The following is a 24630-nucleotide window of genomic DNA, read 5'->3' as shown; positions in this document are numbered from 1 at the left end:
GTGGCACGACAGGGGTGCCGGGGGTGGGCGGAAAACCGCCCGGGTGGCACGACAGGGGTGCCGGGGGTGGGCGGAAAACCGCCCGGGTGGCACGACGGGAGTACGGGGGGGTGGGCGGGAAACCGCCCGGGAAACCGCGAACGGGAGTGGGAAGTCGGGTGGGCCGACTTTCCACTCCCGTGGCGGGAGGGTGGGGCAGGTGGTTCTGGGGCCGTGCGGGAAGGCGGGCCGGGTCGGCCGTGCGGGAAGGCGGCCGGCGAGCCCGTGGCGCGTCCGGTTCCGAGCGGACGCGCCACGGGCGATCGGGGGGGCGGTTACTCGCCCAGGGCGGCGCGGGCCTCGATGAAGGCGGCGACGGCGCGCTCGACGTCCTCGGTGCTGTGGGCGGCGGAGAGCTGCACCCGGATCCGGGCCTGGCCGTGCGGCACGACCGGGTAGGAGAAGCCGATCACGTAGACGCCGCGCTCCAGCAGCAGTTCGGCGAGGCGGCCGGCCTTGGCGGCGTCGCCGATCATCACCGGGGCGATCGGGTGGTCGCCGGGCAGGATCTCGAAGCCCGCCTCGGTCATCCTGGAGCGGAACAGCGCCGTGTTGGCCGCCAGCCGCTCGCGCAGCTCGCTCGACTGCTCGACGAGGTCCAGCACCTTCAGCGAGGCCGCGGCGATCACCGGCGCGAGCGAGTTCGAGAAAAGGTACGGGCGCGAGCGCTGGCGCAGCAGCGCGACGATCTCGCGGCGCGCGGCGACGTAGCCGCCGGAGGCGCCGCCGAGCGCCTTGCCCAGCGTGCCGGTGATGATGTCGACGCGGTCCATGACGCCGTGCAGCTCGGGCGTGCCGCGCCCGTGCGCGCCGACGAAGCCGACGGCGTGCGAGTCGTCGACCATGACCATGGCGTTGTAGCGGTCGGCGAGGTCGCAGATCTCGCGCAGCGGGGCGACGTAGCCGTCCATCGAGAAGACGCCGTCGGTGACGATCAGGCGGCGGCGGGCGTCCTGGCTCTCCTTGAGCTGCTGCTCCAGGTCCGCGAGGTCGCGGTTGGCGTAGCGGTGGCGGCGGGCCTTGCAGAGCCGGATGCCGTCGATGATGCTCGCGTGGTTGAGGGCGTCGGAGATGACGGCGTCGCGCTCGTCGAGCAGGGTCTCGAAGACACCGCCGTTGGCGTCGAAGCAGGAGGAGTAGAGGATGGTGTCCTCCTGGCCGAGGAACGCGGAGAGGCGGTCCTCCAGCTCCTTGTGCACGTCCTGGGTACCGCAGATGAAGCGGACGGACGCCATGCCGTAGCCCCAGCGGTCGAGGGCGTCCTTGGCGGCGGAGAGCACCTCGGGGTGGTCGGCGAGGCCCAGGTAGTTGTTGGCGCAGAAGTTGAGCACCTCGCCGGGGGTGCCGCCGGCGGTGACGGTGACGGCGGCGCTCTGCGGGGTGCCGATCACCCGCTCCGGCTTGAAGAGGCCGGCCTCGCGGATCTCGTCGAGGGTGGCGGCGAGGTCGTCGCGCACGGTGTCGATCACAGCTGCTCCTAAGCGGGGTGGCAACGGGGGTGGCGAGGGGGATCAGGCGGTCCAGTCGAGGATGACCTTGCCGCAGCGGCCGCTCGCCGCCTCGTCGAAGGCGGCCTCGAAGTCGCCGGCGGGGTACCGGCCGGTGATCACGGGGCTGAGGTCGAGGCCGCCCTCCAGCAGGACGGACATCGCGTACCAGGTCTCGAACATCTCGCGCCCGTAGATGCCCTTGATGGTGAGCATGGAGGTGACGACGGAGGCCCAGTCGACCGGGAACTCCTCGGCGGGCAGGCCGAGCATGGCGATCTTGCCGCCGTGGGTCATGTTGGCGATCATCGACTGGAGCGCCTCGGGGCGGCCGGACATCTCCAGGCCGACGTCGAAGCCCTCGCGCAGGCCGAGCTTCTGCTGGCCCTCCTCGATGGTGTGCTCGGAGACGTCGAGCGCCAGCGAGACGCCGACCTTGCGGGCGAGGTCGAGGCGGTAGGGCGAGACGTCGGTGATCATCACATTGCGGGCGCCGGCGTGCTTGGCGACGGCGGCGGCCATGATGCCGATCGGGCCGGCGCCGGTGACCAGCACGTCCTCGCCGACCAGCGGGAAGGACAGCGCGGTGTGCACGGCGTTGCCGAAGGGGTCGAAGATCGCGGCGACGTCGAGGTCGACGGGGACGCGGTGGACCCAGACGTTGGAGGCGGGCAGCGCGACGTACTCGGCGAACGCTCCGTCGCGGTTGACGCCGAGGCCGACGGTGTTGCGGCACAGGTGGCGGCGGCCGGCCAGGCAGTTGCGGCACTTGCCGCAGACCAGGTGGCCCTCGCCGCTGACCAGGTCGCCGACGGCGATGTCGGTGACGCCGGCCCCGGTCTCGGCGACCTCGCCGACGAACTCGTGGCCGAGGACCAGCGGGGTCCTGATGGTCTGCTGGGCCCAGCCGTCCCACTTGCGGATGTGCAGGTCGGTGCCGCAGATGCCGGTGCGCAGCACCTTGATGAGGACCTCGCCGGCGCCGATCACCGGGGTGGGGACGTCCATCATCCAGAGTCCGGGCTCGGCGTTCTGCTTGACGAGTGCCTTCACGGCGGTGGCTCCTGACGCACGGTGGGGCGGCCTGGTGTGGGCAGGCCGGCGGGGCCCGGCGGGTGGCGGCCTGCGGGGCCGATGGTGTCCGCTTTCCGGGCAGGCAGAAATCTGCCTGGTGGGAGGGGGTGCGGTCCATCGAGGAATTCTTAAGGGCCGCGACAGCTCGGCTAAACGATCGTGCCCGAGCTGGGGTCGGGGGCGGTCGCGGCGTGCCGGTCGGCACTCCGACGGCGGAGCGCGCGGGGCGCGTTCAGGGCGCGCGGGGCGCTGCGCCGGTGGGTGCGCGCCCCCGGTGCGGGCGGACCCGGCGGGCGGCCCGCCGGGTCAGTCCCGGCGGGCGGCGACGGTGTGGGCGAGGGCGGCCGCCGCGGCGAGGAGGGCGGCGGCGAGCGCCAGCAGCAGGGCGGTGGAGGCGAGCAGGTCCGCCGAGTCGTGGTGGGCGGAGAGCCGGGTGAGCAGGAGGTTGACCGGGGGCAGGCCCTTGCTCACGGTCAGGGCGAGGAGCAGGGCGAGGGCGAGCAGCAGCCCGTACCCCTGGCGGCGGACCACGGGCCGGGAGGCGAGCAGGCCGACGGCGGTGCCGGTGCAGGCGCAGGTCAGCTGGGCCTCGGTGCCGAGGAGCAGGTCGGCGGCGGTGGGGGTGTGGGTGCCGACCAGCAACGGCAGGGCGAGGCCGAGGGCGGTGAGCGGCAGGCAGCCGAGCAGGGCGGTGAGCACGGTACCGGTGAGCAGGCGCAGCCGGCTGCCGGTGGCGGCGGTGAGCAGCGCGCGGTGCGGCCGGTCCTCCAGGCCGGTGAGCGCCATGGTGAGCCAGCAGGCGGCGAGCAGCATCGCCGCGGCGGCGGCGCCGTGGGCGGCGGTGAGCGGGCCGCTGTCGTTGCTGGTGAGGACGGCGACCAGGCCGGTGAACAGGAGCAGCGGGGCGAGGTAGCGCTGGGAGAGCAGCAGGGTGGTGAGCTGGTAGCGGACGAGGGCGGTCATCGGGCGGCGGTCCTCGGGGCGGGTGCGGCGGCGGACGACGCGTCGGGGGCGGACGGCGGTGCGGGGCGGGTGACGGCGCGGACGGAGCACCCGTGGCGCAGGGCGGTGAGCAGGACGGCGTCGGTGTGCGGTTGCTCGACCCGCAGGTGGAGTTCGGGGCCACGGCGGGCGAGGGCGAGCACGCCGGGCAGGACCTGCCAGTCGGGGGCGGCCGGGCCCGGGGGGCCGGTGAGCACGATCTCGGCGGGCGGGGCGGGCGGGGCGGGCGCGGACGGTACGGCGTCGGCGCGCGCCGTCAGCCGGCCGCCGGCGAGGGCGCGCGTGGCCGTGGCCCGGGCCTCGGCGACGGCCTCCCGGTGGTCGGTGAAGACCACCGCCCCGCCGTCGGCGGCGGTCTCGGCGATGAGTTCGGCGAGGACGGTGTGCGCGGAGGCGTCGAGCCCGGACCAGGGTTCGTCCAGCACCAGCAGGTCCGGCGGGACCAGCAGGGCCTGGGCGAGCGCGACCTTCTGGGCGTTGCCCTTGGACAGGGTGCGCAGGGCCGCGTCGGGGCCGCCGACCAGGGCGAGCCGGTCGAGGAGGTCCCCGGCGCGGCGGCGGGCCGTGGTGACGGGCAGACCGCGGATCCGGCCCAGGTGGGTGAGGTAGCCGGCGGCGGTGAGGCGTTCCTGGGCGGCGAACCGGTCGGGGACGTAGCCGACGGCGGCCCGGCGGCTGCCCGGGGCGGGACCGGTGAGCCGGCCGGTGGTGGGGCGGGTGAGGCCGGCGAGGATGCGCAGCAGGGTGGACTTTCCGGAGCCGTTGGCGCCGAGGACGGCGAGCACGTCACCGGGGGCGAGCCGCAGGTCGATGTCGCGCAGGATCCACGGCCCGCGCCCGTAGCGTTTGCCGACGGCCACGGCCTCGCAGTGCAGCACCTCGGTGTCCCCCTCCCGTCGGATCCGGCGGTGCGCACACTACTCGGGCGCGGGTAGGGGGCGGGTAACGGCGGCGAGGGCGTGCGGCGGTGGCGCGCGAGCGGGGTTGGGGCGGGTGGCTGACGCGTGGGTCCGTTCGGTCGAGCGGGCGGCCGGTGGGCGCGCGGGGCGCTGCGAGGACGCATACGTTGGCGATCGCTCCCCCTTGCGGGCCCGTGGAGCCCTGCTCCGGGTCCGTCCGGCCCAGAGAGGCGCCCCGAAGATGACCAACCGCGTGACGGCCCGAGCCACGACTCCCCGGCGGCGGCCCGCCGTTCCTCCCCCCGGGCGGCCCACGGCCCCGCTCGCACTGCTGCTGGCGCTGGCCGGGCTGCTGGCCGCCGCCGGCTGTTCGGGCACCTCGCCGTCGGAGCCGCCGGCCGCCGGGGCGGTGACGGCCGCACCGGCGGCGCTCAGCCCGTCGCCCCAGGCCAGCCCGTCGCCCAAGATCAGCCCGTCCCCCCGGATCAGCCCCTCCCCCACGGCGACCGTCACACCGGTGAGCCCGTCGCCGAAGTCGCCCACTCCCCCGGCCGCCACGACGAGCGGAACGACGGTGCCGCTGACGCCGGAGGTCACGGCGAAGCTGGACGAGGCGGTGAAGCGGGTGCTGACCCAGGCCTCGGTGCCGGGGGTGATCGTCAATGTGTCGACGCCGCAGGGCGAGTACCTGAAGGCCTTCGGGGTGTCCGAACGGGTACCGGGCACGGCCATGGTGACCGGGCTCAACATGCGGGTCGGCAGCCTGACCAAGACCTTCACCGTCACCGGTGTGCTGCGCCTGGTGGACCAGGGCAAGCTGGGGCTGGACGACCCGGTCGGCAAGTACCTGACGGGCGTGCCGAACGGCGAGAAGATCACGCTGCGCCAGTTGGCGGACATGCGCAGCGGCCTGTTCTCGTACACCCAGGACGAGGACTTCGTGCGCACCCTCCAGGCGGACCCGCAGCGCGCGTTCACGCCCGATCAGCTGCTCGCGTACGCGTTCCGGCACCCGGTGAACTTCGCGCCGGACGCGGAGTTCGAGTACTCCAACACCAACACGGTGCTGCTGGGGAAGGTGATCGAGAAGGTGGGCGGGCGGCCGCTCGGGGAGTTCCTGAAGAAGGAGGTGTTCGAGCCCGCGGACCTGGACCGCACGGTGTTCCCGACGGACAGCGCGTTCCCGCAGCCGCACGCGCGCGGCTACACCAACCAGACGGCGGACGGGACGATCGCCGACGCCACGGACTGGAACCCGTCGTGGGGCTGGGCGGCGGGGGCGGCCATCTCGGACCAGGCGGACATGAAGAAGTGGGCGAAGGCGCTGGCCACCGGGACGCTGCTGAAGCCGGAGACCCAGGCGCAGCGCCTGGAACCGCAGCCCTCGCAGGTGCCGGGCACCTGGTACGGGCTGGGGGTGTTCAACAACCACGGGTGGATCGGGCACAACGGTTCGCTGCCGGGCTACCAGTCGGTGGCGGTGTACCTGCCGTCGGCGCAGGCGTCGTTGGTGGTGCTGCTGAACACCGACGTCGAGTACCGGGGTTCGGCGCCGTCGACGCTGTTCGCGAAGGCGATCACGGAGATCGTCTCGCCGGGGAACGTCTACGACCTGCCGGCCGCGCCGGAGGACGCGGACGAGCCGTCGGCGGAGCCGTCGGTCAAGGCGTCCTCGACGGTGAAGCCGCCGGAGCAGTCGGCCTGACCGCCCTGGGCGCGGCCGCCCCTGGCGCGGCCGCGCTCAGCCGCCGAGCACCCGGGCCAGGTCGTAGGAGACCGGCTCCTCCAGCTGCTCGTAGGTGCAGCTCCCGGGCGTGCGGTCGGGGCGCCAGCGGCGGAACTGGGCGGTGTGCCGGAAGCGGGTGCCCTCCATGTGGTCGTAGGCGACCTCGATGACGCGTTCCGGGCGCAGCGGGACCCAGGAGAGGTCCTTGCCGCCGGTCCAGCGGCTGGTGGCGCCGGGCAGCCGGGCGTCGGCGTGGGCGGCTTCGTCGGCCCAGGCGCCCCAGGGGTGGGCGGCGAGGTCGGTGGTGCGCAGCGGGGCGAGTTCCTCGGCGAGTTCGCGGCGGCGGGCCATCGGGAAGGCGGCGCAGACGCCGACGTGCTGGAGGCGGCCCCCGGCGTCGTGCAGGCCGAGCAGCAGGGAGCCGACGACGGGGCCGCTCTTGTGTTCGCGGTAGCCGGCCACGACGCAGTCGGCGGTGCGCTCGTGCTTGATCTTGTACATGGCGCGTTCGCCGGGCCGGTAGGGCTGGTCGAGGGGTTTGGCGACGATGCCGTCGAGGCCGGCGCCCTCGTACTGGGCGAACCAGGTCCCGGCGAGGTCGCGGTCGGTGGTGGTGGGGGCGGTGAAGACGGGGTCGGCGGCGTCGGCGAGGGCGGTTTCGAGGGCGTGCCGGCGGGCGTCGAGCGGCCGGTCGAGGAGGGAGTCGTCGCCGAGGGCGAGCAGGTCGAAGGCGACGAAGGAGGCGGGGGTGCGTTCGGCGAGGAGTCTGACCCGGCTGGCGGCGGGGTGGATGCGTTCGAGGAGTTCCTCGAAGCGCAGGCGGCCGTCGCGGGCGATGACGATCTCGCCGTCGAGGACGCAGCGGCCGGGGGTCTCGCGGCGCAGGGCGTCGACGAGTTCGGGGAAGTAGCGGGTGAGGGGTTTGCCGGTGCGGCTGCCGAGTTCGACCTCGTCGCCGTCGCGGAAGACGATGGTGCGGAAGCCGTCCCACTTGGCCTCGTACTGCATGCCGGGCGGGATCTTCGCAACGGACTTGGCGAGCATCGGGGCGACGGGCGGCATCACGGGCAGGTCCATGGTCCCGATCCTCGCGCCGAACGCTCCGGGGCGCGCGGCGGGCGGGGCTCGCCTAGCGTGAGGGGCATGGGCTCTGCCGTGGAACTGGATGTCGCCGGGCGCACCGTCCGGCTGTCGAACCCCGACAAGGTGTACTTCCCGGAGCGGGGATTCACCAAGCTGGACGTCGCGGAGTACTACCTGGCGGTGGCGGACGGCGCGCTGCGCGGGCTGCGGGACCGGCCGACGACGCTGCAGCGGTTCCCGGACGGGGTGGAGGGCGAGTTCTTCTACCAGAAGCGGGCGCCGAAGGGCCTGCCGGAGTGGCTGCCGACGGCGCGGATCGCGTTCCCGAGCGGCCGCTCGGCGGACGAGATCTGCCCGACCGAGCCGGCGGCGGTGCTGTGGGCGGCGAACCTGGGGTGTCTGACGTTCCACCCGTGGCCGGTGCGGCGCGCGGACACCGAGCACGTCGACGAGCTGCGGATCGACCTGGATCCGCAGCCCGGCACGGACTTCAAGGACGCGGTGCGGGCGGCGCACGAGCTGCGGGCGGTGCTGGAGGAGCAGGGGCTGCGGGGGTGGCCGAAGACCTCGGGCGGGCGGGGGCTGCACGTGTACGTCCCGCTGGTGCCGCAGTGGACGTTCACGGACGGGCGGCACGCGGTGATCGCGCTGGGCCGGGAGCTGGAGCGGCGGCTGCCGGGGCGGGTGACGACGGCGTGGTGGAAGGAGGAGCGCGGGGAGCGGATCTTCGTCGACTACAACCAGATGGCGCGGGACCGCACGATCGCCTCGGCGTACTCGTTGCGGGCGCGGCCGCGGGCGACGGCCTCGGCGCCGTTGCGCTGGGAGGAGCTGGACGACGTGCTGCCGGAGGACTTCGACCTGCGGACGCTGCCGGCCCGGTTCGCGGACCTGGGGGACGTGCACGCGGGGATGGAGGACGAGCCGTTCCGGCTGGAGGGGCTGCTGGAGCTGTACGAGCGGCAGGTCGCGGAGGGCGCGCACGGCGAGCTGCCGTACCCGCCGGACCATCCGAAGGCGGCGGGCGAGCCGACCCGGGTGCAGCCGAGCCGGGCCCGGAAGAAGGCCTGAGCGACGGTCTAGGCTGAGTGCCCACGAAGGATCATGGAGGGGTGGGCGCACGGTGGGTGCACGGGGGTTGCGGGAGATTCTGGCGGACGCGGCGGGCGGGGTGTTCCCGCCGGCGGACGGGTCGGTGACGGTGGTGGCGCAGCCGTCGCCGCGTGAGGCGGGGGTGGTGGCGTTCTCCGCGCACGCGGTGGTGTTCACCGACGAGGACCCGGCGTGGGTGCGCGCCGCGCTGGCGGCGGTGCCGAGCGATCCGCTGGCGGCGCCGCTGTGCCCGCCGTTCCTGAGCGCGTTCGCCGGACGGACGGGCCGGGTGAACGGCAACATCGACCTGCTGACGGTGGCGGACCGGCTGCCGGGCGCCCCGTCGCTCGCGCTGGAGGCGGTCGAGGACCGGGAGCATCCGCGGGTGGTGCGGGCGCTGCGCTACCGCGAGGACGTGCGGGTGTTCGAGGCGGACGGCGGGCGCGGGGTGCTGGTGCTCGGGCGCGGGGTGGCCGGTCGCTGGGAGTGCGCGATCGAGGTGGACGAGGCGGCGCGCGGGCGCGGTCTCGGGCGGGCGCTGGCGCTGGCGGCCCGGCACCTGCTGCCGGAGGGCGACCGGGTGTGGTCGCAGCAGGCGCCGGGGAACGCGACCAGCGTGCGGGCCTTCCAGGCGGCCGGCTACCGGCCGGTCGGGGCGGAGACGCTGCTGGTGGTGGGGCGGCCGTGAGCGCGCTCGCGGTGGTGCCCGAGGAGGTGCGGGCGCGGCTGGTGGTGCGCTTCGGGCCGGAGGCCGGGGCGTGGTGCGCGGGGCTGCCGGAGCTGGTGGACGCGCTGGCGGCCCGCTGGGGGCTGGCGGTGCGGGAGGCCGGCGGGGGCGGCACGTCACGGGTGTTCCGCTGCGCGCGGCTCGCCGACGGCGCGGCGGTGTGGCTGAAGCTGACGCCGGACTCGGCGGTGGCCGGGCAGGAGGCGGCGGCGCTGGGCGCGTGGCGGGAGCTGCCCTCGGTGGTGCGGCTGCTGGCGGAGGACGCGGCGTCGGGTGCGCTGCTGCTGGCGGACGTCGCGCCGGGGACGCCGCTGCGCGCGTCCGGGTGGCGTCCGGCGGAGGTGGCGGGCCTGCTCGGCGCGCTGCGGTCGGTGCCGGTGGACGGGGTGGCACTGCCGCCGTTGGCGGAGCGGCTGGATTTCCTGTTCGAGCTGACCGGGCGCCGGGCGCCCGGGGTGCCGACGGCGGACGCGCGGGCGCTGGCCCGTGAGCTGACCGGCGGCGGCGCCCCGGTGGCGCTGGTGCACGGCGATCTGCACCCGGCGAACGTGCTGCTCGGCCCGGACGGTCCGGTGGCGATCGACCCGCGCGCCTGCCTGGGCGACCCGGACTTCGACCTGGTGGACTGGGCGCTGGACGGCGTCGCCGACCGGCCGGCGCTGACGGCCCGGATCGCGGAGCTGGCGGCGCTGGTGCCGGGCGCGGACGTCGAGCGGGTGCTGGCCTGGTGCCGGGCGACGGCGGTGGTGATCGCCGGCCCACGCCTGGCCGCCGGCCGCCGGGACGCCGGGACCCACTTCCTGCGGGAGCTGGCGGGCCTCTAGCGGGCGGCCAGCGCTCCCGCGAAGGTGGCGAGCGCGCAGGCCGGCAGCACGGCGGTGGCCACCCCGAGGACGACCCGCTTGCGCTGGGAGCGGTCCCGGTGGCGCAGCAGTCCGTGGACGGCGACGAACCCGGCGAAGGGGAAGGCGGCGAGGGCGAGCAGCAGGAGGCTCAGCCAGTACAGCACCCCGCCGGTGCCGGCGAGGCGGCACTCGCCGTCGGCGGCGCAGGAGACCGGGACGCGCTCCTGGGTGTCGATCCGCCAGTCCGTCCAGGCGTGCTCGTCGGCCGGGCCGCCGTCGTCGGGGAAGAAGGTGCCGCGGCAGTCGCCGGTCGGGCCGAGCGCGGGCCGGTTCGGGTCGGTGCGCAGGCACTGGTCGGCGACCAGCACACCGCGGGTCCCGGCGAGTCCGCCCGCGTAGGCGAGCCCCTCACCGGCGTGGGCCGTCGCGCAGCCGCCGATGACCAGCAGCACGAGCACCGCCGCGACCGGGACCAGCGCCTTCGCCGCCGCCCGTCGAACGTCCCGGTCCATCACCGCTCCTCACTCCGTCTCCTCGACCCCTCACCCTCAGGGACGCGGAGCCGTGCCGTCCGGTTCGGGCCGGTGCGGCGCGCTACTCGGAGACCGTGGACGCGACGCAGAAGGAACCGGCCGTCCGCTTGAGAGCCCCGCCGGCCGGCACCGCCGCGAGGGCGATCAGCGGCAGCGCGCGAGGCCCGCCGCGATCCGCACGGCCCGGCGGGCCGACAGCCGGGGCCGGCCGGCGACATCGTTCAGGCCCGGCCGACCGCCTCCCGGGGAGCGGTGGCGGCGATGATCCGCACCGCCTCGATGATCTGGTCATCCGTCAGATCGCCCCGGGCGGTGAGCCGCAGCCGCGAGACGCCGTCAGGAACGGACGGGGGGCGGAAGCAGCCGACGGCGAGGCCGGCGCGGCGGCAGTCGGCGGCCCAGGCGACGGCGGCCTCGGGGCCGGGGGCCCGCACGGAGACCACGGCGGCGTCGGGGGCGGAGGCGTGCAGGCCGGCGGCGGTGAGACGGGCGGCGAGGGCCCGGGCGACCTCCCGGACGCGTTCGGCCCGCTGCGGTTCGGCGCGCAGCAGGCGCAGCGCGCCGAGGGCGGCGCCGGCGGCGGCGGGGGCGAGGCCGGTGTCGAAGATGAAGGTGCGCGCGGTCTCGGTGAGGTGGCGGACGACCCGGCGGGGGCCGAGGACGGCGCCGCCCTGGGAGCCGAGGGACTTGGAGAGGGTGACCGTGGTGACGACGTCGGGCGCCCCGGCGAGGCCGGCGGCGGCGGTGGCGCCCGCACCACCGTTCCCGAGCACACCCAGCCCGTGGGCGTCGTCGACCAGCAGCGCGGCCCCGTGCCGCCGGGTGGCGGCGGCGAGTTCGACGAGCGGGGCGGCGTTGCCGTCGACGGAGAAGACGGAGTCGGTGACGACCAGGGCGCGCCGCTGAGCGCGTCCGGCGAGGATGCCCGCGACGGCGGCCGGGTCGCTGTGCGGGGCGCGGTGGACGTCGGCGCGGGCGAGCCGGCAGCCGTCGATCAGCGAGGCGTGGTTGTAGGCGTCGGAGACGATCAGCGTGTCGGGATCGGTGAGCGCGGTGAGCGCTGCCAGGTTGGCCGTGTACCCGGAGGAGAACACGAGCGCCGCCTCGGCCCCGCAGAGGTCCGCGAGTTCCTCCTCCAGCTCGGTGTGCAGCGCGGTGGTCCCGGTGACCAGCCGCGACCCGGTGGCGCCGCCACCCCAGCGGAGCGCGGCGTCGGCCGCGGCCCGGGTGACGTCGGGATGCCGGGTGAGCCCCAGGTAGTCGTTCCCCGCGAGGTCGAGCACCCCGTCGTCGGCGGCCCGGCTCCGCAACGTCCGCGTCAGCCCGGCCCGCGCCCGCTGCCCGGCACTCTCGTCCAGCCAGTCGAACACGGCGGCGGGATCAACGGCGGCATCGCCCACCTCGGACGCCTGGAACACGGTGCGGTTGGCCATGCCCGGCACTCTGGCACGCCCCACACGAACCCGGCAACGTGCGCCGGGGCACACGGCCGGGCGAAGGAGAACCCGAACGACACCTCAAGGAAACCTGGGATTCATTCTCCATTCATCCTTTGTTTGATTTATCGAACACCCTTTCCCGATTCCCGAAAAGACGGCCGATCGTTCGCGCTCCCCCGGTAGTGTCCGGACAAGTCGAACAGTCCTGGGGGGACGTGGTGGCAGACCTCGAATTCGAGCGACGGATGAACCCGTGGCTCTTCGACAGTTCCGGAAACCTCACCGAAGAGGCGAAGAAGCAGTTCCCCGACCTCGCGGCGGCCGCCGCCGGGACCCCGGCCCCCGTCGCGCTGACGCCGGCCGCTGGCGGGCCGTCCGTCAAGGCCAACCCCGGACTGATCCGCCAGGCCGGCACCAACGCCGGTGCCTTGCGCGAGTCCGTGCGCACCGAGTGCGCACAGCCCTCGCAACACGTCACCGGCGCGGTCGCCGCGCTCGCGGGCTGGAGCCTGTCCACCGCCCTCAACACCGCGTGGAGCGTCTGGTCGGGCCAGGCCCACACGCTCGGCGAGGCCGTCGGGACGATCGGCAAGAACCTGCACACCACCGCGCAGAACTACGACAGCACCGAGGCCGCGATCCACAGCCAGTTCGCGCAGCAGCACTGAGAAGGGACGGACCGGCCGACCGCCATGGTGACGTACACCCAGCTCCAGAGCGTCGACCTCGCCAGCCTCAACGCGGCGGCGGGCGACTTCGAGAAGATGGTCCGCACCTGGGACCTCTCGACCAAGATCCAGAACGAGGTGATCGGCCCGGTACAGCAGTCCGGCTGGACCGGGCCCAGTTCCGAGTCCGCGGCCACCGCCCTCACCCAGGCGCGCGACCAGATCCGCGCCGCGTTCGAGGAGGCCTCGGCCATCGCGCGCACGCTGCGCGACGCCCACGACGAGTTCGCCGCCGCGAAGAAGGACCTCCAGGTGGCCGTCCAGCACGCCACCGAGCAGGGACTGACCGTCGCCGCCGACGGCAGCGTCCACTGGCCGCCGGCCACCGACCCGGCCGACAAGCACGACCTCGACTATGCCGAGACCCAACGGGCGAGTGCCCAGGCCGCCGCGCAGGAGATCGGCAAAGCGCTGGACCGGGCCACCGAGGCCGACTCCGCCGCCGCCCTGGCCCTCTCGATGGACACCGGCAACGACACCAAGAGCTTCAACAGCACCCCGCTGGGCAGCGTGGCGGACGCGGAGGCCAAGCAGGCCGCCCAGATCCTCAGCCTCGGCAGCTCCGCCGGCGACGACCAGCTCGCGCAGCTGAAGGCGCTGCTCCAGCACCACTCCGGCGACCCCCGGTTCGCCACCGCCTTCTACGGCGGCCAGGACCCGGGCACGTTCCTCGCCTCCTACGGCGCGCTGGCGCAGAGCGGCGACTTCGCCGGCAGCCCCCTCCGCAAGGACGCCGTCAAGGGCATCCAGGAGGGGCTCGGCCTCACCCTGGCGACCGCGACCAGCACCGGACAGCAGCCGCACCTGCCCCCGGACTGGGGCGACCGGCTGCGCCGGGCCGGGAGCCGGCACATCCAGCTGGCGCCCGGTACCGACTACGACTCCAGCCCGTACGGCTACCAGATCCTCGGCAACGTCCTGAAGCACGGCACCTACGACGCCGCGTTCCTGAAGCCGATCGCCGAGCACGTCACCCAGCTCACCCAGGAGAACCCGGCGCGCTGGGACGCGGTGGCGATGAAGGGCGGCGCGCCGTTCCAGGACTTCTGGTTCACCGGTACACCGGACGAGAAGGGCAACTACCACGGGTTCAACCCGATGGGCTCGGTACTGAACGCGCTCGGGCACAGCCCGGACGCGGCCACCAAGTTCTTCACCGACCCGCCGACGACGTACTGGCCGGACGGCTCGGTGAAGAGCACGGGCGGGACGAACCTCTACTTCAAACTGCTCACCGACACGGGCGAGCGCTCGCCGCTGCGCGACGTCTCCTACCCGCTCGGGCCGAACAACGGCAAGGCGGGGCCATTGCAGGTGGAGGCGCTCGGCCATGCCCTGGAGGCGGCGGCGACCGGCCGGGCGTACGACGACGAGACGGGGCCGCTGCCGCCGCACACCAAGGAGATGGCGCAGGTGATGCGGACGACGGTAGGCGTATTCGGCGGAGAGAACGCGTCCGCGCTGCTCTACGACAAGGACAAGGCGCTCTTCGGCGAGCTGCAGGGGTCCCTCGGCAAGATGGCCGGTGCCTACATGGGCGATGTGCAGAAGGCCTTGGCCAGCGATTCCACCGTGCTGCCGATCAACGGGCAGATCGCCCGCCTCGACAAGATCGACGTGCAGCGGCTGCTGGTCACCCTCGGCCACAACCCGGAGGCCTACGCCGCAGTGGCAGCCGCGCAGCAGGCGTACACCACCGCAGCGATCAACGACGTCCTGCTGCATCCCGCCGACCACGGCGACCTGACCGCCGCAGCCCTCACATCCGCACAGCCCGGTGGCACGGTCGCCGGGCTCCTCAGCAAGGGCATGGTCGACGAGGTCTTTACCCAGGGAAGGAACAACGACGAGGAGTTCAACTCGGCCGTCAAGACCACGCGCGAATGGGCGGGCACGATCTGGGGGGCGACGGCCGGACAGATCGTGGACCGGGCACCGGTCGTCGGACCAGTCGCCAACGACATGGTCGACAAAATCATGGACGGCATCGCCGAGAGCTACGAGGTGAACACCGAGGCGCAGACCACCAACAAAGCTCAAGCGGCCCACAACCAGGCGTTGGAGGGTGCCCAGGGGTCCGTCCAGGACGCGATCCGTGATGCCGCAACCCGAACCGGTCTCGAACGGAAATACCTCAACGACCTGGCCCCCGCCGTGGAACACGAGATCGGGGGCGCGTTCGCGAATGGCAACAGTATTCCTTGGCAGGTGACCCATGAGGACGACAAGAAGAAGTGACACGATGCGACGCAATCGCAGCCGGCTGGCGATCGCAGCCGGCGTCGCGGCGCTGGTGCTCATCGGTGGTGGGCTGTGGTGGTGGCAGCCCTGGAGATCAGCGGACGTGCCGGCAAGTGCGTGCTGGGGGCTGGTCACGGCGAGCGACCTGCGGACGCTCATGAGTGATGAGGGGAAGGCCGTCGAGGTGCCGACCGACGCCGACCTGTCGGGCCGCAGCGCCAAGGCCGAGTGCTACGTCGGCTGGGAACCGGTGGAGACGGACCCCGTGGTGAAGATCGAGGTAAGGCAGGCCGACGAGCTCTCGTACCGCCTCACACGAGATGACGAGACCGGGAGGGTCGGCCAAGGGTGGGACACGGTGCTCGACTTCGGAGCCGGGGTCGAGGCCTGGCTCCAGGACACCCACGCCTCCTTGCTGCTGCTGAAATGCGACAGTGGCCGGTCGGCACGGCCCGGGGCCGTCTACCGGCAGATCCGCGTCTGGGGCGGCTTCCTCGACTCGGACCTGCCCACCAGGGAGCGCACGCAGCTCTTCGCCGACATCGCCCGCCGTACCGCCGCCGAGGTCGTTCGGCAGGAAGGGTGCCCGAACGTGCAGATCGCCGATCGGGCGCCCGCGGTGGCGGGGTAGCTTTGCCGGGGGTGGCGGCGAGCAGGCAAGATAGCCGGGTGACCCTCCTTGATCTGATGCCGAAGCCCGCCACGCCCGACGCGCTGTACGAGACGTTCGCCGCCTGGACGGAGGAGCGCGGGATCACGCTGTACCCGGCGCAGGAGGAGGCGCTGATCGAGCTGGTGTCGGGGAACAACGTGATCCTGGCAACGCCGACCGGCTCGGGGAAGAGCCTGGTGGCGGCCGGCGCGCACTTCGCGGCGCTGGCGGAGGGGCAGCGGACGTTCTACACGGCGCCGATCAAGGCCCTGGTGTCGGAGAAGTTCTTCGACCTGGTGAAGATCTTCGGGACCGAGCAGGTCGGCATGATGACCGGTGACGCGTCGGTGAACCCGACCGCGCCGATCATCTGCTGCACGGCGGAGGTGCTGGCGCAGATCGCGCTGCGCGACGGGTCCCGGGCGGACATCGGCCAGGTGGTCATGGACGAGTTCCACTTCTACGCGGAGCCGGACCGCGGCTGGGCGTGGCAGATCCCGCTGCTGGAGCTGCCGCAGGCGCAGTTCCTGCTGATGTCGGCGACGCTGGGCGACGTGCGGCGGTTCGAGGAGGACCTGACCCGGCGCACGGGGCGGCCGACGACGGTGGTGCGCAACGCGACGCGTCCGGTGCCGCTGTTCTACGAGTACCGCCGCACCACCATGCACGACACGCTGGAGGAGCTGCTGCAGACCGGCCAGGCGCCGGTGTACGTGGTGCACTTCACGCAGAAGGAGGCGGTGGAGCGGGCGCAGTCGCTGATGAGCATCAACATGTGCTCCAAGGCGGAGAAGGACGCCATCGCCGAGCTGATCGGCAACTTCCGCTTCACCACCAAGTTCGGCCGCAACCTGTCGCGTTACGTCCGTCACGGGATCGGCGTGCACCACGCGGGCATGCTGCCGAAGTACCGGCGGCTGGTCGAACGGCTCGCCCAGGCGGGCCTGTTGAAGGTGATCTGCGGGACGGACACGCTGGGCGTGGGTGTCAACGTGCCGATCCGCACGGTGCTGTTCACGGCGCTCTCGAAGTACGACGGGCAGCGGGTGCGGATCCTGCGCGCCCGGGAGTTCCACCAGATCGCCGGGCGGGCCGGGCGGGCCGGGTTCGATACGGTCGGCCAGGTGGTGGCGCAGGCACCCGAGCACGTCATCGAGAACGAGAAGGCCGTCGCCAAGGCGGGCGACGACCCGAAGAAGAAGCGCAAGATCGTCCGCAAGAAGGCGCCGGAGGGCTTCGTCGGCTGGTCCGAGGAGACCTTCCAGAAGCTGATCGCCGCCGACCCGGAGCCGCTGGTCTCCCGGTTCAAGGTCAGCCACGCGATGCTGCTGTCGGTGATCGGCCGGCCCGGCAACGCCTTCGAGGCGATGCGCAAGCTGCTCACCGACAACCACGAGGACCGCGCCGCGCAGCGCCGGCACATCCGCACCGCGATCGCCATCTACCGCTCGCTGCTGGAGGGCGGCGTGGTGGAGCGGCTGCCGGAGCCGGACGCCGAGGGCCGGATCGTGCGGCTGACCCTGGACCTCCAGGAGAACTTCGCGCTCAACCAGCCGCTGTCCACCTTCGCGCTGGCCGCCTTCGAGCTGCTGGACCCGGCCTCGCCGTCGTACGCGATGGACGTGGTGTCGGTGGTCGAGGCGACCCTCGACGACCCGCGCCAGATCCTCGCCGCGCAGCAGAACAAGGCGCGCGGCGAGGCCGTCGGCGAGATGAAGCGCGACGGCATCGAGTACGAGGAGCGCATGGAGCGGCTCCAGGAGATCACCTACCCGAAGCCGCTGGAGGAGCTGCTCACCCACGCCTACGAGGTGTACCGCCGGGCGCACCCGTGGATCGGCGACCACCAGCTGCAGCCGAAGGCCGTGGTGCGCGACCTGTACGAGCGGGCGATGACCTTCTCGGACTACGTCGGCCACTACGAGCTGGCCCGCACCGAGGGCATCGTGCTGCGCTACCTGGCCGGCGCGTACAAGGCGCTGGAGCAGACCGTTCCCGAGGACGTCAAGAACGACGACCTGAAGGACGTCATCGCCTGGCTCGGCGAGCTGGTCCGCCAGGTCGACTCCAGCCTGCTGGACGAGTGGGAGCAGCTGGCCAACCCGACCGAGCCGCAGGCCGCCGAGGTGGTGCTGGACGAGAAGCCGGCGCCGGTGACGGCCAACGAGCGGGCGTTCCGGGTGCTGGTGCGCAACGAGATGTTCCGCCGGGTGGAGCTGTGCGCGCTGGAGCAGTACGACGAGCTCGGCGCGCTGGACGGCGAGTACGGCTGGGACGCGGACCGCTGGGCGGACGCCCTGGACGGGTACTGGGAGGAGTACGACGACCTGGGCACCGGTCCGGACGCGCGCGGCCCGAAGATGCTGATCATCGAGCAGGAGGACTCGGCCTGGCGGGTGCGGCAGATCTTCGACGACCCGGAGGGCGACCACGACTGGGGCATCAGCGCCGAGGTCGACCTGTACGGCTCGGACGAGGAGGGCCGCGCGGTGCTGCGGGTCACGGCCGTGGACCGGCTGGGCGGCTGACGGACGGTCGGCCGGGAGTCGACGGACGGTCGACGGCCAGTCGGTGAACGCGGTGGAGCCCGCCCCTCGGAGGGGGCGGGCTCCACCGCGTACCGGCCCGCTACATCCAGACGAACGGCGCGCCGGCGGTGAAGGAGATCGCCCGGGTGGCCTCCTCGAGCAGCTGGTCGAGGTTGGCGGCGCTCGGCGAGGGCACCGGCAGCGGGCTCACCGAGGGACCGGAGGGGCTGGGCGAGCCGCCGGCCGTCCCGGCGCCGGGGTGCGCGTCGGCGGGCCGCGAACTGGTCACCGTCACGTAGTGGCCGACGAGTTCGACGCGCGGCTCGGTGGCGGGCCGGGCCAGGGCGGCCGGCAGGGCGGGGGCGGCGGAGGCGTCCGGGAGGATGAACGCCACCGAGCCGGGCTTGCCCCGCAGCGACTCGGCGGCCTTGGCGGCCGTCGGGGCGTCGGCGAAGCGCAGCAAGGTGACGCTGCTGAGCACCGGCTTGTCCTGGGCGGTGAAGCTGACACCCAGGTAACCCTTGCAGCCGGCCTCGCGCAGCAGTTCCAGGGTGCGGTCCTGGAGCACCTCGGTGCAGTTCTCGCCGCGTCGCACCCCGGAGCGCTTGCCCTTGTAGGTGCCGGACTCGACGACCCGTTGGGCGGGGAAGTGGGCGTCGACGTCCAGGGCCTCGGGATCGGCGACGGTGCGCGGCTGCGCGTCGCCGACGATCGGCGGGGTCTTGGACGCCTCCCTGCTGGAGGGGCCGAGCCCCGGTATGTAGTCGCCGGGCGTGGGGCGGGTGACGATCCAGCCGCCGGCCGCCACCACACCGACGACGGCGATCCAGCCGACGACCCGACGGGCGGTCACGTGTCTGCCCCGGTACGTCCCGGCCGGCCGTTCGGACATGTGCTCTGCCGGTGGCCCGTCCGGTCGCTCTGCCGATGACGGGGTGCGCTCCCCCTGCGTGGTCATGCGGCAGATTGTATGCAGGTCACGGGTGGTGAAGATCACGGGGGCGGGGGCCCGGCCGGGGCCGCGGGGAGCGCCCGGCACCCGACGTGACCTGCACCACTACCGTGAGCTGCGACACTGTGACAACTCGCACAGCTTCCCCGGGATCTTCTGGTGGGTTTCCTCTGGCGTCCCTCAAGGGGCAGCAGGCAGGATCAGCCCCATGGATCTGCTCGATACCCTCACCGCCAAGGGCCTGCGTGGGGAGACCCCCACCCGCGAGGAGGCGCTCGCCGTCCTCGCCACCACCGACGACGAGCTGCTCGACGTGGTCGCGGCCGCCGGGCGGGTGCGCCGGCGGTGGTTCGGCCGCCGGGTGAAGCTCAACTACCTGGTGAACCTGAAGAGCGGGCTGTGCCCGGAGGACTGCTCGTACTGTTCGCAGCGCCTGGGCTCCAAGGCCGAGATCCTGAAGTACACCTGGCTGAAGCCGGGCCAGGCCGCCGAGGCGGCGAAGGCGGGCGTGTCGGGCGGCGCCAAGCGGGTCTGCCTGGTGGCGAGCGGGCGCGGCCCGACGGACCGTGACATCGACCGGGTGACCGACACGGTGGCGGCCATCAAGGAGGCCGACCCGGCGGTGGAGGTCTGCGCCTGCCTGGGCCTGCTCTCCGACAACCAGGCGGAGCGGTTGAAGGCGGCCGGCGTCGACGCCTACAACCACAACCTGAACACCTCCGAGGGCACCTACGGCGACATCGCCACCACCCACACCTACGCGGACCGGGTGGACACCGTGCAGAAGGCGCACGGCGCGGGCCTGTCGGCCTGCTCGGGCCTGATCGCGGGCATGGGCGAGAGCGACGAGGACCTGGTGGACGTCGTCTTCGCGCTGCGCGAGCTGGGCTCGGACTCGGTGCCGGTGAACTTCCTGATCCCGTTCGAGGGCACCCCGCTGGCCAAGGAGTGGAACCTCACCCCGCAGCGCTGCCTGCGGATCCTGGCGATGGTGCGGTTCGTCAACCCGGACACCGAGGTGCGGATCGCCGGCGGGCGCGAGGTGCACCTGCGCACCATGCAGCCGCTCGGCCTGCACCTGGCCAACTCCATCTTCCTGGGCGACTACCTGACCAGCGAGGGCCAGGCCGGGCAGGCCGACCTCGACATGATCCGCGACGCCGGGTTCGAGGTCGAGGGCATGGGCGAGGGCACCCTGCCGCGGCACCGCGCGGACGTCGCGGCGCAGGCGGCGCACGCGGGCGGCGGCTGCGGCACGGCCCCGGCGGCCGGCGGCGGCTGCGGGACCGGCGGCGGCTGCGGCCCGTGCGGCGGGCACGCCCACGGCGACACGGGCACCGAGCCGGAGACGGTCGAGCCGGTCGAGGCGGCCGGGGCGGGCGACGAGGCGCGCACCGACCTGGTGCGGGTGCGCCGCCGCGGCGCCGGCACCGAGCTGGCGCCCAACGCCTGAGCCCCGGCCCGCCGCCCGAGCCCTCGACGTCCGAACCCTCGACGCACACCCCGGAAAGTCCCTCCTCCATGACCCAGTTGTCCACGGACACCCTGCTCGCGCTCGACCGGGCGCACGTCTGGCACCCGTACGGGCCGATGCCCGGCACCGCCACCCCATACGTGGTGGAGTCCGCCTCCGGCGTGCGGCTGACGCTGGCCGCGCCGGCCCCGGGCGGGCACCGCGAGCTCGTCGACGGCATGTCGTCCTGGTGGGCGGCGATCCACGGCTACGGGCACCCGGTGCTCGACGAGGCGGTCCGCGGGCAGCTGGGCCGGATGAGCCATGTGATGTTCGGCGGGCTCACCCACGAGCCCGCCGTCCGGCTCGCCACCACCCTGGTGGAGATCACCCCGGAGCCGCTGCGGCACGTCTTCCTCGCCGACTCGGGCTCGGTGTCCGTCGAGGTCGCGATGAAGATGTGCCTGCAGTACTGGCAGTCGGTGGGCCGGCCGCGGAAGCGGCGGCTGCTGACCTGGCGCGGCGGCTACCACGGGGACACCTTCCACCCGATGTCGGTGTGCGACCCGCGGGGCGGCATGCACCACCTGTGGGGCGGGGTGCTGCCCGAGCAGCTCTTCGCGCCCGAGCCGCCGGCCGGGTTCGACGCCCCGCTCGACGACGCCTACGTACGCGCCTTCGAGGAGTTGATGGAGCGTCACGCCGACGAGCTGGCGGCGGTGATCGTCGAGCCGGTGGTGCAGGGCGCGGGCGGGATGCGCTTCCACTCCCCCGAGTACCTGCGGATGCTGCGCGACCTGTGCGACCGGCACGGGGTGCTGCTCGTCTTCGACGAGATCGCCACCGGCTTCGGCCGCAGCGGCGCGCTGTTCGCCGCCGACCACGCGGGCGTCTCACCGGACGTGATGTGCCTGGGCAAGGCGCTGACCGGCGGCTACCTCACGCTCGCGGCGACGCTCTGCACCGCGGAGGTCGCCGAGGGCATCAGCCGCGGCGAGATGCCCGTCCTCGCCCACGGCCCGACGTTCATGGGCAACCCGCTGGCGACGGCGGTCGCCAACGCCTCGATCGGCCTGCTGCTCGCGCAGGACTGGCACACCGAGGTCAAGCGGATCGAGACCGGGCTGCGCGCCGGCCTGGCGGAGGCGGCCGGGGCGCCCGGTGTCAAGGACGTCCGGGTGCTCGGCGCGATCGGCGTCGTCCAGCTGGACCACCCGGTGGACATGGCCGCCGCGACCGAGGCCGCCGCCCGGGAGGGCGTCTGGCTGCGGCCCTTCCGGGACCTCGTCTACACCATGCCGCCGTACGTGACCGGCGACGAGGACGTGGCGCGGATCGCCGCGGCCGTGACGGCGGCGGCGGTGGCCGGATGAGCGGGACGACCAGGCCGGAGGGCCGGGTCCTCTTCGTGACGGGGACGGGCACCGAGGTCGGCAAGACCGTCGCGACGGCGGCCGTCGCCGCGAGCGCGCTGCGCGCCGGGCTGCGGGTCGCGGTGCTCAAGCCCGGGCAGACCGGCGTCGCGCCGGACGAGCCCGGGGACGCCGAGGAGGTCGGCCGGCTGGCCGGGCCCGCCGCGCCCGCCCCGGAGCACCTGACGCTGTGCGAACTCGCCCGCTACCCGGAGCCGTTGGCGCCCGACACGGCGGCCCGCCGGTCCGGGCTGCCGTGCCTGGCGGCGGAGGACGTCGCCAAGGAGGTGGCCGGCCTCGCCGAGCGGCACGACCTGGTGCTGGTCGAGGGCGCGGGCGGGCTGCTGGTCCGCTACGACGAGCAGGGCCGCACGCTCGCCGACCAGGCCCGCGCGGTGCGCGAACTCGGCCTGCCCGCCGAGGTGCTGCTGGTGGCCTCGGCCGGGCTCGGCACGCTCAACACCACGGCGCTGACCGCCGAGGCGCTGGCCGCGCGCGGGCTGCCGCTGCTCGGCGTGGTGGTCGGCTCCTGGCCGGACTCCCCCGGCCTCGCGGACCGCTGCAACCTGGCCGACCTGCCGCGCGCGGCGGGCGCCCCGCTGCTCGGCGCGCTGCCCGAACACGCCGGCCGGGCCGGCGGCTTCCCCGCGCTCGCCGCCGCCGCGCTCGCCCCGGCGCTGCACGGACACTGGGACGCCGCCGCCTTCACGGCGGCCCACGGCGCAGACTGAGACACCGGAGCAGCCTGCCCGGCACCCGCAGCCCACAAGGCCGGGTTTGTCGCTCGAACGGGTGAGATCCCGGCCCGACGCGGCCCGCCGCGCGGTGGCGGTCAATACGGTTCTCCGCATGACGGATGGCCTGATGGTGGACGAGGCCCTGCGGGCCCTCGCCGCGCTCGAAGCGGCGTGGAAGGACGACGACGAGGCCCTGGCCGCGCTGGCCGCCCGGGGACCGGCCGAGCGGCCGCTCGCCGCCCTGGTCGCGGCGTACGGCGAGCACGCCGTGGACACGCTGATGGCGCTGGCCTTCGGGCTTCGCTCCAGCATGACCGACGAGGAACTGGCCGAGCTCACCGACGCGGTGAGCTCCAACATCGGCGCCCGGATGAGCGCCCTGCTCACCCGGACGCTGTGCGCCTGGGGCGAGTCGGCCGGGGACGACCTCGCCGTGGTGAAGGTGATCGCGCACGCGGTGATCGACGCCATGCGGGCCGTCACCGAGGAGCCGAACAAGACCGACGTCCTGCCACTGCTGGCCACCTTCCGCACCTACGCGCTGAGCAACAGCACCTGACGTTCTGATCCCGCCTCAGGTCGCTTCCCCCTATCGTGGAGCCCATGGACCTCAGTTCGGAACTGACGACCCTGGCCGCGACCGGCGCCACCCAACTGGTCGGCGCCATCGCGACCGACACCTGGCCGGCGGTGAAGTCGGGCGTGCTGGCCCTGTGGCGGCGCGCCCGCCCGGAGCGGGTGGCGGACGATCTGGAGGAGGCCCGCGAACAGCTGCTCGCCGCCGAGGAGTCCGGCGCCGGCGCCGCCGAACTGCGGGTGCTGCTGGTGAACGAGTGGCAGGCACGGCTGGCCCGGCTGCTCGTCACCCACCCCGAACTCGCGGACGAGCTACGGGCGTTGGTGGACGGCCTGCTGGCGGCGCGCGGCGAACCGGCCCCGGGAGCGGTGACGATGACCGCGCACGTCACCGGCGGCGGCAGCGCGTATCTGGCAGGCCGCGACCTCACCGTGCACCGCCCGGCCGCCGAGTGACGTGACCGAACCGCGGGAACCCGGCCGGCGCGAGCCCGGCCGGCGCCAGGACGTCCGGCGACGGGCGGGTCCGCGTCCGGGGCCGGAGGGACGGTCCGGCTGGTGGAGACCTCCGACCCGGGCCACCCCGGCGCGCCGGCCCCGCTCGGCGCGCCGCCACCCGACGACGACGCAGTCCTCGCGCTCGCGTTCCGGCCCGACGGAGGCGCGCTGGCGACCAGCCACGAATCCGGCGCCGTCCGGCTCTGGAACCTCGGCGACCGCGGCCGCGCTCCGCGACTCGTGCGAGCGCCGGCCACCCCCCGCTACCCGGCGACCTCGGTGGCGTTCGGCCCCGACGGCACCCTCGCGGTCGGCGGCCCGCTGGGCGTCGAACGCCATTCGGCCGACGCGGACGCCGACGGGCCGGCCGCCGTACCCGGCCCTGCAGCGGCCGTTCCGCTCGGGCCCGTCGCCGGACTCACCTTCCGCCGGGACGGACAGGTGCTGGTGGCGGGTGGCTGGGAGAGCACGACGAGGCTCTGGGCCCCCGGAACAGCGCACGACGAAGTCCGCGGGCCCGCGCTGCCCGTCGCCACCGGCTTCCTCACGGCAGCGGCGTTCAGCCGGGACGGCCGCACCGTCGCGGCCGGCAGCGGCGACGGCACCGTCCGCCTCAACGACCTGGACCCCGCCACCGGAAGCCCGGTGGCTCCCGGCCCCGTGCTCAGCGGTCCGGCCGGGGCCGTCGACTCCGTCGCCTTCGATCCGGCCGGACGCTCCCTGGCCGTGGCGAGCGCCGACGGGACCGTCCGCCTCTGGGACCCCGACGTCGGTGCCGCGATCTCCCGCATCTGTGCCACCAGCGACGGCGCTCTCCCCCGCGAGACATGGCACGAGCTGGTCGGCGACAGGCTGCCCTACCGGCGGCCCTGCGACGGTTGACCACCTGTCGGTGCCGTGTGCTCCA

22 protein-coding genes are annotated in these 24630 nt (G+C 74.0%); 14 read left to right on the top strand and 8 right to left on the bottom strand.

The features are described 5' to 3' along the window. Window positions 1-314: 314 nt before the first annotated feature. The 4 genes from ABTX81_RS29260 to ABTX81_RS29245 form a co-directional block, all read right to left on the bottom strand. Window positions 315-1508 (bottom strand): glycine C-acetyltransferase, encoded by a 1194-nt coding sequence (locus ABTX81_RS29260; protein ID WP_350551611.1) that lies wholly within the window; start codon window positions 1506-1508, stop codon window positions 315-317. 42 nt (window positions 1509-1550) lie between these two features. Then, entirely contained in the window at window positions 1551-2579 is a 1029-nt protein-coding gene (gene tdh / locus ABTX81_RS29255; RefSeq protein WP_350551608.1) for an L-threonine 3-dehydrogenase, read from the bottom strand. 327 nt (window positions 2580-2906) lie between these two features. Further along, window positions 2907-3563: a hypothetical protein gene (locus tag ABTX81_RS29250; RefSeq protein ID WP_350551606.1), complete on the bottom strand. Its 657-nt coding sequence runs from the start codon at window positions 3561-3563 to the stop codon at window positions 2907-2909. Further along, a complete protein-coding gene (locus tag ABTX81_RS29245) occupies window positions 3560-4462 on the bottom strand; it encodes an ATP-binding cassette domain-containing protein (RefSeq protein WP_350551603.1) in 903 nt (300 codons plus the stop codon). The genes ABTX81_RS29250 and ABTX81_RS29245 overlap by 4 nt, the downstream gene beginning before the upstream one ends. Window positions 4463-4742: 280 nt before the next feature. On the opposite strand from ABTX81_RS29245, the gene ABTX81_RS29240 reads away from it, so the two are divergent. Beyond that, complete coding sequence (locus ABTX81_RS29240) at window positions 4743-6206, top strand: serine hydrolase domain-containing protein (protein WP_350551600.1); 1464 nt, start codon at window positions 4743-4745, stop codon at window positions 6204-6206. Window positions 6207-6242: 36 nt separating this feature from the next. Here ABTX81_RS29240 and ABTX81_RS29235 read toward each other — a convergent pair whose 3' ends face one another. Then, window positions 6243-7304, bottom strand: coding sequence for an ATP-dependent DNA ligase (locus ABTX81_RS29235; protein ID WP_350551597.1), 1062 nt, complete (start codon window positions 7302-7304; stop codon window positions 6243-6245). 66 nt (window positions 7305-7370) lie between these two features. On the opposite strand from ABTX81_RS29235, the gene ligD reads away from it, so the two are divergent. From ligD to ABTX81_RS29220, 3 genes are all read left to right on the top strand, one after another. Beyond that, on the top strand, window positions 7371-8381 hold the full coding sequence (ligD, locus tag ABTX81_RS29230) for a non-homologous end-joining DNA ligase (RefSeq protein WP_350551594.1): 1011 nt from the start codon (window positions 7371-7373) through the stop codon (window positions 8379-8381). Window positions 8382-8448: 67 nt separating this feature from the next. Then, on the top strand, window positions 8449-9090 hold the full coding sequence (locus tag ABTX81_RS29225; protein ID WP_350551592.1) for a GNAT family N-acetyltransferase: 642 nt from the start codon (window positions 8449-8451) through the stop codon (window positions 9088-9090). Next, complete coding sequence (locus ABTX81_RS29220) at window positions 9087-9953, top strand: aminoglycoside phosphotransferase family protein (RefSeq protein WP_350551589.1); 867 nt, start codon at window positions 9087-9089, stop codon at window positions 9951-9953. The genes ABTX81_RS29225 and ABTX81_RS29220 overlap by 4 nt, the downstream gene beginning before the upstream one ends. Here ABTX81_RS29220 and ABTX81_RS29215 read toward each other — a convergent pair. Both ABTX81_RS29215 and ABTX81_RS29210 read right to left on the bottom strand, forming a co-directional pair. Next, complete coding sequence (locus tag ABTX81_RS29215; RefSeq protein ID WP_350551586.1) at window positions 9950-10486, bottom strand: hypothetical protein; 537 nt, start codon at window positions 10484-10486, stop codon at window positions 9950-9952. The genes ABTX81_RS29220 and ABTX81_RS29215 overlap by 4 nt on opposite strands. 242 nt (window positions 10487-10728) lie before the next feature. Further along, window positions 10729-11940, bottom strand: a complete 1212-nt coding sequence (locus tag ABTX81_RS29210; RefSeq protein ID WP_350551584.1) for an 8-amino-7-oxononanoate synthase — start codon at window positions 11938-11940, stop codon at window positions 10729-10731. Window positions 11941-12164: 224 nt separating this feature from the next. On the opposite strand from ABTX81_RS29210, the gene ABTX81_RS29205 reads away from it, so the two are divergent. From ABTX81_RS29205 to ABTX81_RS29190, 4 genes are read left to right on the top strand one after another with little or no spacing between them, the layout of a single operon-like run. Then, a complete protein-coding gene (locus tag ABTX81_RS29205) occupies window positions 12165-12614 on the top strand; it encodes a WXG100 family type VII secretion target (RefSeq protein WP_350551581.1) in 450 nt (149 codons plus the stop codon). 24 nt (window positions 12615-12638) lie between these two features. Next, a complete protein-coding gene (locus ABTX81_RS29200) occupies window positions 12639-14912 on the top strand; it encodes a hypothetical protein (protein ID WP_350551578.1) in 2274 nt (757 codons plus the stop codon). Between the two features lie 4 nt (window positions 14913-14916). Beyond that, on the top strand, window positions 14917-15546 hold the full coding sequence (locus tag ABTX81_RS29195) for a hypothetical protein (protein ID WP_350551575.1): 630 nt from the start codon (window positions 14917-14919) through the stop codon (window positions 15544-15546). A 56-nt stretch (window positions 15547-15602) separates the two neighbouring features. Beyond that, window positions 15603-18095, top strand: a complete 2493-nt coding sequence (locus ABTX81_RS29190; protein WP_502892888.1) for a DEAD/DEAH box helicase — start codon at window positions 15603-15605, stop codon at window positions 18093-18095. A gap of 100 nt (window positions 18096-18195) precedes the next feature. Here the strand turns inward: ABTX81_RS29190 and ABTX81_RS29185 are convergent, their stop codons facing one another. Continuing rightward, window positions 18196-18948: a hypothetical protein gene (locus ABTX81_RS29185; RefSeq protein WP_350551570.1), complete on the bottom strand. Its 753-nt coding sequence runs from the start codon at window positions 18946-18948 to the stop codon at window positions 18196-18198. 307 nt (window positions 18949-19255) lie between these two features. Here ABTX81_RS29185 and bioB point away from each other — a divergent pair, with 307 nt between their 5' ends. The 6 genes from bioB to ABTX81_RS29155 all read left to right on the top strand — a co-directional run bounded on the left by bioB (window position 19256) and on the right by ABTX81_RS29155 (window position 24605). After that, window positions 19256-20500, top strand: coding sequence for a biotin synthase BioB (gene bioB, locus ABTX81_RS29180; protein WP_350551567.1), 1245 nt, complete (start codon window positions 19256-19258; stop codon window positions 20498-20500). Window positions 20501-20568: 68 nt separating this feature from the next. After that, a complete protein-coding gene (locus tag ABTX81_RS29175; RefSeq protein ID WP_350551565.1) occupies window positions 20569-21873 on the top strand; it encodes an adenosylmethionine--8-amino-7-oxononanoate transaminase in 1305 nt (434 codons plus the stop codon). Beyond that, the gene (gene bioD, locus ABTX81_RS29170) at window positions 21870-22643 is read left to right on the top strand and encodes a dethiobiotin synthase (protein WP_350551562.1); all 774 of its coding nucleotides are present in this window, start codon (window positions 21870-21872) and stop codon (window positions 22641-22643) included. The genes ABTX81_RS29175 and bioD overlap by 4 nt, the downstream gene beginning before the upstream one ends. A gap of 118 nt (window positions 22644-22761) precedes the next feature. After that, window positions 22762-23208, top strand: coding sequence for a hypothetical protein (locus tag ABTX81_RS29165; RefSeq protein ID WP_350551559.1), 447 nt, complete (start codon window positions 22762-22764; stop codon window positions 23206-23208). A 44-nt stretch (window positions 23209-23252) separates the two neighbouring features. Then, a complete protein-coding gene (locus tag ABTX81_RS29160; RefSeq protein ID WP_350551557.1) occupies window positions 23253-23681 on the top strand; it encodes a hypothetical protein in 429 nt (142 codons plus the stop codon). Between the two features lie 102 nt (window positions 23682-23783). Beyond that, complete coding sequence (locus tag ABTX81_RS29155; protein ID WP_350551555.1) at window positions 23784-24605, top strand: WD40 repeat domain-containing protein; 822 nt, start codon at window positions 23784-23786, stop codon at window positions 24603-24605. The last annotated feature ends 25 nt before the right edge of the window (window positions 24606-24630 follow it).

The organism is Kitasatospora sp. NPDC097605 (genome assembly GCF_040302725.1).
Lineage (GTDB): Bacteria > Actinomycetota > Actinomycetes > Streptomycetales > Streptomycetaceae > Kitasatospora.
Note: the sequence above shows the minus strand (reverse complement) of the source record. Positions and strands in the feature narration are given on the sequence as shown.

Coding starts and splice junctions, on each gene's coding strand:
- ABTX81_RS29250 (WP_350551606.1), bottom strand. CDS start 3,563: ATGACCGCCCTCGTCCGCTACCAGCTCACCACCCTGCTGCTCTCCCAG.
- ABTX81_RS29240 (WP_350551600.1), top strand. CDS start 4,743: ATGACCAACCGCGTGACGGCCCGAGCCACGACTCCCCGGCGGCGGCCC.
- ABTX81_RS29235 (WP_350551597.1), bottom strand. CDS start 7,304: ATGGACCTGCCCGTGATGCCGCCCGTCGCCCCGATGCTCGCCAAGTCC.
- ligD (WP_350551594.1), top strand. CDS start 7,371: ATGGGCTCTGCCGTGGAACTGGATGTCGCCGGGCGCACCGTCCGGCTG.
- ABTX81_RS29215 (WP_350551586.1), bottom strand. CDS start 10,486: ATGGACCGGGACGTTCGACGGGCGGCGGCGAAGGCGCTGGTCCCGGTC.
- ABTX81_RS29210 (WP_350551584.1), bottom strand. CDS start 11,940: ATGGCCAACCGCACCGTGTTCCAGGCGTCCGAGGTGGGCGATGCCGCC.
- ABTX81_RS29200 (WP_350551578.1), top strand. CDS start 12,639: ATGGTGACGTACACCCAGCTCCAGAGCGTCGACCTCGCCAGCCTCAAC.
- ABTX81_RS29195 (WP_350551575.1), top strand. CDS start 14,917: ATGCGACGCAATCGCAGCCGGCTGGCGATCGCAGCCGGCGTCGCGGCG.
- ABTX81_RS29190 (WP_502892888.1), top strand. CDS start 15,603: ATGCCGAAGCCCGCCACGCCCGACGCGCTGTACGAGACGTTCGCCGCC.
- bioB (WP_350551567.1), top strand. CDS start 19,256: ATGGATCTGCTCGATACCCTCACCGCCAAGGGCCTGCGTGGGGAGACC.
- ABTX81_RS29175 (WP_350551565.1), top strand. CDS start 20,569: ATGACCCAGTTGTCCACGGACACCCTGCTCGCGCTCGACCGGGCGCAC.
- bioD (WP_350551562.1), top strand. CDS start 21,870: ATGAGCGGGACGACCAGGCCGGAGGGCCGGGTCCTCTTCGTGACGGGG.
- ABTX81_RS29165 (WP_350551559.1), top strand. CDS start 22,762: ATGACGGATGGCCTGATGGTGGACGAGGCCCTGCGGGCCCTCGCCGCG.
- ABTX81_RS29160 (WP_350551557.1), top strand. CDS start 23,253: ATGGACCTCAGTTCGGAACTGACGACCCTGGCCGCGACCGGCGCCACC.